General features: G+C 41.7%; 2 protein-coding genes. Both read left to right on the forward strand.

The window, feature by feature from the left end; all coding sequences use genetic code 11:
• Positions 1 to 243: 243 nt before the first annotated feature.
• The gene (locus Q0241_RS10280; RefSeq protein WP_299377022.1) at positions 244 to 1968 is read left to right on the forward strand and encodes a methyl-accepting chemotaxis protein; all 1725 of its coding nucleotides are present in this window, start codon (positions 244 to 246) and stop codon (positions 1966 to 1968) included.
• 249 nt (positions 1969 to 2217) lie between these two features.
• Entirely contained in the window at positions 2218 to 2922 is a 705-nt protein-coding gene (locus Q0241_RS10285; protein WP_299377024.1) for a hypothetical protein, read from the forward strand.
• The last annotated feature ends 198 nt before the right edge of the window (positions 2923 to 3120 follow it).

Below are 3120 nucleotides of genomic sequence, written 5' to 3' on the forward strand. Positions count from 1 at the left end.
ATGATGCCCAATGATATAAGCGGGCCTGTAAGATTAGCTCTGAAAAAATTAAACAGTCTCTCAGTGATTGAAATAATGCTAGAATTTTAAGTTTTCTGAATGTCGGTAAGTTCCTAAAGCATTGAGATAAAATGTCTTATTTTTAGCAAACCTTTTGTTAACCTAAATACGGGACATTTTATCTGTGCAAACAGTGATAATGGGGCGACTACAGACCCCATAAAAAAGGGGGCTTTGCCACAGATGGAGAAAGCAGTTACGGACATCGTCGATACTGGCGAGGAAAATGGCAGCCTGATTAAAGCCGAACGACAGGCTTATGCTTTACGGCGTGATCTTCATACCCTGGGGGATGCTTTGCAGGGTGAATTTGAAGGTACGATGTCCCAAGCCAAGTTGGCGGGCGATGCAATGCAGGATGCCAGTGCAGCAACGCGCAACGCGTTGGATAGTGTCAGCAGCAAAGCAAATGAATTAGAAAACGATGCCAACACGGCGACGCAAAATGTCGATGCAGTGGCGGCGGCAACTGAAGAAATGAATGCTTCTATCGCCCTTGTTGGCGAGCATGTAGCCAAAACGGCAGAAGGAGCCAAGGGGGCCGCGCAAGAAGCCAAAGGGGCCACAGATACTATTCAGGTGTTGGCACAGGCCTCGGAAAAGATTGGGGATGTCGTCAAGCTGATCGAAGGCATCGCAGGTCAAACTAACCTTCTTGCGCTAAATGCGACGATTGAGGCTGCGCGTGCTGGCGATGCCGGTAAGGGATTTGCTGTTGTGGCCAGCGAAGTGAAAAGTCTGGCACAACAAACAGCCGGAGCAACAAAAGATATCACTAACCAAATTACCGAAATTCAATCAGTCACCGGACAGGTGGTCGAGGTAATTGCGAATATCACCTCTGTCATTAATTCCGTTGAAGACTTTTCTTCGGAAGTATCTGACCGTGTACAGGAACAGGTCGCGGCGATTAATGAAATTGGGCGAAATGCGCAACAGGCAGCTGTCAGCACAAGGCAGGTAACAGATTCCATGGCGACAGTCGTTTCAGAAGTGAACGATGTGCGCGGTCTAACGCAAACGCAGGAAACCAATGCCAACAAAATGCGCGATCTTCTCGAAGCGCTTAATCTGCGTTTAGAAACCGCTGTTAAGGAAACGCACGCGGGTGATGGTGAAAAGCTACAACGTATTCCGTATGATCTGGACGGCATCTTGTCCTTTCAGGGAAACAGAGAGCCGGTTAGCCTGCGCGATTTCACGAATAAAGGTACGCTTCTTTGCAAGCTTAATGGCCCTGTAGAGCAAGGCGCTGCCGTCGACATTGAGGTTCATCCCTATGGTTGCCTGAAAGGAACCGTAGAGGCGGTTCTTCTATCGGGTGTTATGGTGGTTTTTGATCAGAATTCCCAAAAATTAGCCCAGACGTGCCTAGAGAGTGTGATCGCTATGGATCAACCCTTTATCGCCAAGGGTATCAGTACAGCAAAGGAAATTGGTTTGCGTTTCGATGCAGCCATCGATGCGGGTGAGATATCGTTGGAAGACTTATTCGATAAAGAATATCAACCTGTTGAGAACAGCGATCCGCAACAACACACAACAAGGTATTTGGATTTCACCGATCGTGTCCTGCCCGATGCACAAGAGCCTGTGCTTGATTTTCATGACAAGGTTGCTTTTTGTGCCGCGGTTGATGTGAATGGCTATCTGCCAACGCATAACCTGATCTATAACAATCCGCAAAAATCCGATGATCCGGTCTGGAATGCAGGGAATTGCCGAAACCGACGTATTTTTACGGATAGAACAGGGGCCTCTGCCGGGGCAAATACCAAAGATTATCTGTTGCAAAGTTATTTGCGGGATATGGGGGGCGGCAAGTTTGTCTTAATGAAAGACCTGAGCACGCCTATTATGGTCAAGGGGCAGCAATGGGGCAATTTGCGCATGGGCTATGCCCCGTAAAAGACCTGTAAGTTATCTCAAATAAGATAAGATGGTGGTTTTAGAATAAGGTCGTTCTTTGGATCAGTACTCAGAAATGACCTGTTTGATCCACGTGGTCTTTCTTGCTGGTTCGCTTGGGGAAACGGGATTGAAAATAGCTGTTGTTTTTTACCGTATCAATATAATTTTTAATCATTAAAAAATTTAAATGTTATAAAAAACATTGATAAAAATAATGACCTAATACTCGATACCGATTTTAGTGTACTGCAACTAGATAGAAAAGTATTTAGCACTCAGTTTGTTTCATTGTTTGGAAACTTTTTAATGGCATTTCTTTTTTCCTGTTTTATTGCATTGCTTTTAAGATTTTTTCCTGTAGATATAATAAACCAAGCCATAACACCTCAATATTTAATGAAAAAAAGTATGCCGAGTTTTAGCTTAGTATTTTATGCAGCTATTGCAGGTTTTCATTTGGCATTTTCTGGTTTAATTTCTGGCTATTTCGACAATAAAGTTATCGCCTCAAATATTTCTTATAGAATACGAGAAAGTAAACTGTTTTTTAATAGCGACCGCCTAGCAAAATATGCTGACGAAAAACTAGGTAGCTTATTTGGCAACATAAGCATAGGTTTTTTACTAGGTTCTACTTTTTTATTGAGCAATTTTTTACCAGGTGCTTTCGATAGTAGGCACATTGCTTTCAGTTCATCAAATTTAGGTTATTCTATTTTGAATTACCATTTTAACTACCAAACCATTCTCTGGGCTTTGCTAGGTATTTTTATTATCGGTATGACAAATTTTTTGGTCAGTTTTAGTATTACACTCGTTTTAACTTTGCGTTCTAGAGGTGCAGATTATAAAAGTATCGCTAAAGTTTTCTTATCTACTTTTTTAGATTTTTTGAAAAATACTAGGGAATATTTTAAGGCGCCGGGTGGGGAGAAAATGGAGGAGGGATAAAGTAGTTTTTGTTCTAAAATGACTATTCAAGAATATCAAAAATTACAAAGGTTTTTGTTTTGTACTTTTAAAAAATACAATCTCAATGATAAGCGTTTAATGTCCAAACAACTTTTAATGCCACTTGTTAAAAATTTTCATTACTTCTTCATTGTCAACTATTTGACCTTCTTTAGCTTGTAGCATACTTTGTTCTAT

It is taken from the genome of uncultured Kiloniella sp., from assembly GCF_937128705.1.
GTDB lineage: Bacteria > Pseudomonadota > Alphaproteobacteria > Kiloniellales > Kiloniellaceae > Kiloniella.

Excerpts from the sequence above, each read along its gene's own strand:
- Q0241_RS10280 (WP_299377022.1), top strand. The coding sequence starts at position 244 with ATGGAGAAAGCAGTTACGGACATCGTCGATACTGGCGAGGAAAATGGC.